The organism is Sphingomonas sp. (genome assembly GCF_042096255.1).
Lineage (GTDB): Bacteria > Pseudomonadota > Alphaproteobacteria > Sphingomonadales > Sphingomonadaceae > Sphingomonas.
In genome coordinates, this window is the sequence record NZ_JBELLZ010000138.1 from 1 (window position 1) to 6089 (window position 6089).

Here is a 6089-nt window from a genome sequence, read left to right on the forward strand (position 1 = left end):
GGCGTGGGTGGCGCGCTGGCCAACCGTGGCGGCGCTCGCCGCCGCGGACGAGGCGGAGGTGATGGCCGCCTGGGCGGGGCTGGGCTACTACGCCCGTGCCCGTAACCTGCTGAAGGCGGCGCGCGCGGTGGCGGAGCGCGGCGATTTTCCCGATGACGAAGCCGGGCTGCGCGCGCTGCCAGGGCTCGGCGTCTATACCGCCGCGGCGGTGGCGGCGATCGCCTTCGGCCGGCGCGCAGTGGTGGTGGACGCCAATGTCGAGCGCGTGGTGGCGCGGCTGTTCGCCTTTGCCGACAAGAAGGACGTGCGCGCGGCCGCGGACACGATCACGCCGGACGCACGCGCGGGAGACTTCGCGCAGGGGATGATGGACCTTGGCGCCACGATCTGCACGCCGCGGAGTCCACGCTGCCTGCTCTGCCCGCTGCGCACGATGTGCGCCGGTTACGCGACCGGCACGCCCGAGGCGTTCCCGGCGCGCAAAGCGAAGGCCGCCAAGCCGCAGCGCCATGGCACCATCTTCTGGCTCGAACAGAATGGGCAGGTCTGGCTCGTCCGTCGCCCCGCGCGCGGTCTGCTCGGCGGCATGCGCGCGCTTCCCACCGGACCGTGGAGCGACGCGCCGCCCGGCCTCGCCGACGCACCCGCTTCCACGGAATGGCGGCTGCTGGACGGCACGGTCGGCCACGTCTTCACCCACTTCCGCCTCGAACTGGCGCTTGCGGTCGGCACCGGCGCGGGCCAAGGCGAGGGTGAATGGTGGCCCGTCGACCGGCTCCACGAGGCCGGTCTTCCGACGGTGTTCGCCAAGGCGGCTCAGGCGATCGGGAGAGAGCGATGAAGGCATTTGGGATAACGGCGGCGCTGGCGACTGCGCTCACCGCGGCGGCGCTGCACGGCCAGGCACGCCCGGCGCCCCAGCCCGCTCCGGCAGCGGCGAACGACACCGCCCGCCGCGCCCTGCCCAATACCGCCGCCTTGTTCGACGGGCTGGTGCGCGAAGGCAAGATGCCCGGCATCGTCGGCGCGTTCGGCGCGGGCGACCTGCCGACCGCCTTCGTCTCGGCGGGCAAGCTCTCCGACGATCCCGGCGCCGCCCCCGCCGGCCCCGATTCGCTGTGGCGCATCTATTCGATGACCAAGCCGATCACCGGCATGGCGGCGATGATGCTGGTGGAGGACGGCAAGATCGGCCTTGACGACCCCCTGTCGAAATACTTCCCCTCCTTCGCGCAGATGCGCGTGCTGACCAGCCCGGAGACCTCGCTCGACAGCGTACCCGCCAAGACGCCGATCACCATCCGCATGCTGATGACCCACAGCGCAGGCCTGGGCTATTCGATCATCCAGAAGGGCCCGATCGCCCGCGAATATGAGCGGCTGGGGCTGGTGCCCGCCGCACTCAACCCGCAGGTCGAGAACGCGATGCGTGCGGCGCGACCCAAGACGCTCGCCGCCTTTGCGGAGCGGGTCGCCACCGTGCCTTTGGTGTACGAACCCGGCAGCCGCTGGAGCTATTCGATCGGCCTCGACGTGCTCGGCGCGGTGATCGAGAAGGCGAGCGGGATGCCGTTCGACCGCTTCCTCCAGACGCGCATGTTCGATCCGCTGGGGATGCGCTCGACCTATTGGACCGTCCCCGCGGGCGAAGTGAAGCGGCTCGCGACCAATTACGCCTTTGTCGGCGACCAGCGCTCGCCGATCGATCCGGCCGCGACCAGCGTGTTCCTCCAGCCACCCAGCTTTCCCTATGGCGGCGCGGGCTTGGTCTCCACCGCGCGCGACTACGACCGCTTCCTGCACATGATCCAGAACGGCGGCGAGCTCGATGCCGTGCGGGTGATGAAGTCGGAGACGGTGGCGCTGGCAACGTCGAACCTGCTGCCGCCGGGCCTGTTCTTTACCGACGTGAACCCCTCCAGCGGCGCGACCGCGATGGGGCGGATGGGCTATGGCGCGGGCGGCTCGGTCGCGCTGGAGGACGGGCCCAACGGGCGGGTAAAGGGCACCTATGGCTGGGGCGGCGCGGCCGGCACCATCGCCTGGGTCAATCCGCAACGCCGCACGCGCGGCACGGTGATGGTGCAGTTCTTCCCCGCGGAGAAATGGGGGCTGCGCCAGTCCGTGCCCGCCGCGCTGGCGAAGGATGCGGCGCGGCTTGCGCGATGACACTGGCGACCGGCTTCACCGGCGGCACGCTCGACCGTGCCGACCGGCTGCGCCACGATGCCGAGGCGCTCGCCGCAGCGATGGGCAATTGGCAGGCGCGGCTGCTCAAGCTAGAGGGCGGCCAGCCCGAGGTGACCGAAGACGGCCGCCTCGGCTGGACGATGCTCGCCGAGGCGCCCGACGAGGCGGAGTTCGTGCTGCTCGGCCTCGATGCCGGCCGGCCGCGCTTCGCCGCGCTGCTGCCCGGCGCGGGGCCGCAGGCGGGCTTTCGTTCGCCCGCATTGATCGCCGCGCTGGACGCGCTCGAACCGGGCGAGGCGGCCACCTATGCCGCCGCGCGCAGCGTGCTGGACTGGCATGCGCGCCACCGTTTCTGTGCCAATTGCGGCGCGCCGACCGCGCTGTTCCGCGCGGGTTGGGGCCGCAACTGCGCGAACTGCCGTGCCGAGCATTTTCCAAGAGTCGATCCGGTGGTGATCATGATTGCCGAGCATGACGGCCGCGCGCTCGTCGGCCGTCAGCCGGGGTGGCCGAAGGGACGCTACTCAGCGCTGGCCGGCTTCCTTGAGCCCGGCGAGTCGATCGAAGAAGCGGTGGCGCGCGAGATCGAGGAGGAGTCCGGCGTTCGCGTCTCGGGCGTCCGCTACGTCGCCAGCCAGCCCTGGCCCTTCCCCTCGCAGCTGATGATCGCCTGCATCGGCCTGGCCGAGGATGATGCGATCACGCTCGACGCGCACGAACTGGAAGATGCGATGTGGGTGACGCGCGACGAGGTTCGGGCGGCGCTCGCCGGCGCCGGCCCGTTCCTCGCGCCGCCGCGCTACGCCATCGCGCACAGTCTGCTGACGCATTGGGCCGGCTAGGGCACAAAACCCTTCCCGAACGGTTGTGCGCCGCGAACTACCCGAAAGGAGCAACGCATGAACCAGGATACCGCCACCGGCACCGCCAATGATGTCGCCGGCCGCGTGAAGGAGACCGCCGGCGCTGCGACCGGCGACCGGTCGCTCCAGGCCGACGGCATCGTCGATCAGGTCAAGGGCGCCATTCAGAAGAGCATTGGCGGCGAAGGTGGTGTCGGGGCGAGCACCAACGCCACCGTCGACAAAGCCAAAGCGTTCGCCAAGGCGCGCCCCTGGGCGACTAGCGCTTTGGTCGGTGTGCTCGGGCTGGCGGTGCTCGGCTCGTTGCGCGGCAAGGGCCGCGGCTGAACCGGTCGGGATGTGGGAGGGTCAGCCCTCCCGCATCCGCATCGTCTCGATCAGCGCGCGAAAGTCGGCAGGCAGGGTGTCGCCGGCCGACGCGGTCATCACCAGGGTGGAGTCACAGGTCGCGATCGGGCGGCCGCCCTGCTCCATCAGCGCCAGGATCTCCCAGCTGCGCGTGCCGATCCGGCCGATCCCGGTCGAGATCACCACGTCCTCGGGATAAGTCCCTTCCGCCAGATAGTTGATTTCGTTGCGCGCCATCACCGCGCGGAACGGATCGTCGGCGCGGGCACGCCGCCCGAAGCCATGGTTGAACGCGATCCGCGCGCTCTCGAACAGCGCCGCATAAGCGACGTTGTTGAGGTGCCCCATCGTGTCCAAGTCCTGGAAGCGGGTCTGGTAGGTGGCGGTGACGGGGTAGGACGCGGAGTCCAGCCGGTACGGTGCTGGGCGGGGCATCTAGATCTTTCAGCAAACGGGGCCGACGCGGGAACAAGTCCCGCGTCGTCGGACGCAGCCCGGGCTGCGCCGGCCGGCCTGGCGCGAGGTGCTGCACAGCATGTGCAGCCCCGCGCTGCGGCTCACCGCGGCGCCATCCGGATCGCGCCGTCCAGCCGCACGTCCTCGCCGTTGAAATAGCCGTTCTCGATCATCAGCGTCGCCAGTGCGGCATATTCCGCCGGGTCGCCGAGGCGCTTGGGGAACGGCACGGAGGCGGCCAGCGCGTCCTTCACGTTCTGCGGCGCACCCTGGAGCAGCGGCGTGTTGAAGATGCCGGGCAGGATCGTGTTGACGCGGATCCCCTCGCCCATCAGGTCGCGCGCGATCGGCAGGGTCATGCCGACGACGCCGCCCTTCGACGCCGAATAGGCCGCCTGGCCCATCTGCCCGTCCTCCGCCGCGACGCTGGCGGTGTTGACGATCACGCCGCGTTCGCCGCCTTCCATCGGCTCCAGCGACATCATCCCCGCGGCCGACTTGGCGATGCAGCGGAAGGTGCCGACCAGGTTGATCTGGATGATCCAGTTGAATGCATCGAGCGGGAAGTGCTTGATGCTGCCGTCTTCCTTGGAGCGGCTGGCGGTCTTGATCGCATTGCCGGTGCCCGCGCAATTGACCAGGATCCGCTCCTGACCGATCGCCTCGCGCGCCTTGGCGAAGGCGGCGTCCACCGACGCCTCGTCGGTGACGTTGCACTTGCAGAACACGCCGCCCAGCTCGGCCGCAAGCGCCTCGCCCTTCTCCTCCTGGAGATCGAACAGCGCGACCTTGACGCCCTTGGAAGCGAGCAGGCGCGCGGTGGCGGCGCCAAGGCCCGAGGCACCGCCGGTGATCACGGCGGAAACGGTGTTGTCGAGTTTCATTCGGTTACATCCCCTCCGATGTGCTCCCGCGAAGGCGGGAGCCCAGTCTGGGTCTCCGCCTTGGGCTCCCGTCAAAGTACTACTTTGACGGGAGCCCTTCGCGGGGACACATGATGCGTTCAGGCGGCGGCTTTCGCCTCGCCCTGCCAGTCGCAATTCTCGATGATCGTCACGTTGGCGACGCCGCCGCCCTCGCACATCGTCTGCAACCCGTAGCGGCCGCCGCGGCGCTTGAGCTCGTGCACCAGGGTCGCCATCAGCTTGGTGCCCGAGGCGCCGAGCGGGTGCCCGAGCGCGATCGCGCCGCCGTTGACGTTCAGCTTCGCCGGATCGGCCTTGGTATGCTCCAGCCACGCCACCGGCACCGAGGCGAAGGCCTCGTTGACCTCGTAGAGGTCGATGTCGTCGATGCTCAGCCCCGCCTTCTTGAGCGCCTTGTCCGTGGCGAACAAAGGCTCCTCCAGCATCACCACCGGATCGCCCGCGGTCACAGTGAGGGTGACGATCCTGGCCAGCGGCTTGAGGTTGTATTTCTTCAGAGCCTCCTCGCTGACGATCAGCACCGCGCTCGCGCCGTCGCAGATCTGGCTGGACGAGGCGGCGGTGAGCACGCCCTCTTCGGACAGCTTCTTCACGCCCGCCATGCCCTCGGGCGAGGCGTCGTAGCGGATGCCCTCGTCCGTCGCGTGGTTCTCGCGGCCCTCGGGCGTATCGATCTCGATCGGAACGATCTCGTCCTTGAACTTGCCGCCTTGGGTCGCCGCCACCGCCTTGCGGTGCGAGTTCAGCGAATAATCGTCCAATTTCTCGCGGGTATAGCCGTATTTCTTGGCGATCATCTCCGCGCCGGCGAACTGGTTGAAGACGATACCGGGGTATTTCTCCTCCAATCCCGGCGACTTGTTCTTGCCGAGGCCCGCATCGTAGAACAACTTGAAGGTCGAACCCATCGGCACGCGCGTCATGCTCTCGATGCCGGCGGCGATCACCACGTCCTGCGTGCCGCTCATCACCGCCTGCGCCGCGAACTGGATCGACTGCTGCGAGGAGCCGCACTGGCGGTCGATCGTCACCGCGGGCACGCTCTGCGGTAGCAGCTTGGCCGCGAGCACCGCATTGCGACCGACCTGCCCGGCCTGCTCGCCGCCCTGGCTGACGCAGCCCATCACCACGTCCTCGACCGCCTCGCCGGGGATCCCCGAGCGTTCGATCACCGCATCCAGCACCTTGGCGGCGAGATCGACCGGGTGCACGCCCGCGAGCTTGCCGCCGCGCCGTCCCCCGGCCGTCCGCACCGCTTCGACGATATACGCCTCGGGCATCTTCCGACTCTCCATAACAGATGTTA

7 protein-coding genes are annotated in these 6089 nt (G+C 69.3%); 4 read left to right on the top strand and 3 right to left on the bottom strand.

Annotated features, from left to right (window positions below; translation table 11 throughout):
• The 4 genes from ACFDTH_RS16895 to ACFDTH_RS16910 form a co-directional block, all read left to right on the top strand.
• The coding region (locus ACFDTH_RS16895; protein ID WP_375288728.1) for an A/G-specific adenine glycosylase at positions 1-841 on the top strand (841 nt) is incomplete at its 5' end.
• Complete coding sequence (locus ACFDTH_RS16900; protein WP_375288729.1) at positions 838-2169, top strand: serine hydrolase domain-containing protein; 1332 nt, start codon at positions 838-840, stop codon at positions 2167-2169. The genes ACFDTH_RS16895 and ACFDTH_RS16900, both read left to right, overlap by 4 nt.
• On the top strand, positions 2166-3032 hold the full coding sequence (nudC, locus tag ACFDTH_RS16905) for an NAD(+) diphosphatase (protein ID WP_375288730.1): 867 nt from the start codon (positions 2166-2168) through the stop codon (positions 3030-3032). The genes ACFDTH_RS16900 and nudC overlap by 4 nt, the downstream gene beginning before the upstream one ends.
• A 57-nt stretch (positions 3033-3089) precedes the next feature.
• Positions 3090-3380 (top strand): CsbD family protein, encoded by a 291-nt coding sequence (locus ACFDTH_RS16910; protein WP_375288731.1) that lies wholly within the window; start codon positions 3090-3092, stop codon positions 3378-3380.
• 21 nt (positions 3381-3401) lie between these two features.
• Here the strand turns inward: ACFDTH_RS16910 and ACFDTH_RS16915 are convergent, their stop codons facing one another.
• The 3 genes from ACFDTH_RS16915 to ACFDTH_RS16925 all read right to left on the bottom strand — a co-directional run bounded on the left by ACFDTH_RS16915 (position 3402) and on the right by ACFDTH_RS16925 (position 6063).
• Complete coding sequence (locus ACFDTH_RS16915) at positions 3402-3836, bottom strand: acyl-CoA thioesterase (RefSeq protein ID WP_375288732.1); 435 nt, start codon at positions 3834-3836, stop codon at positions 3402-3404.
• Positions 3837-3958: 122 nt separating this feature from the next.
• Entirely contained in the window at positions 3959-4741 is a 783-nt protein-coding gene (locus tag ACFDTH_RS16920) for an SDR family NAD(P)-dependent oxidoreductase (protein WP_375288733.1), read from the bottom strand.
• A gap of 119 nt (positions 4742-4860) precedes the next feature.
• Positions 4861-6063 carry an acetyl-CoA C-acetyltransferase gene (locus tag ACFDTH_RS16925; RefSeq protein WP_375288734.1) on the bottom strand — a complete coding sequence of 401 codons (1203 nt, stop codon included), beginning with the start codon at positions 6061-6063 and terminating at the stop codon, positions 4861-4863.
• Between the last annotated feature and the right edge of the window lie 26 nt (positions 6064-6089).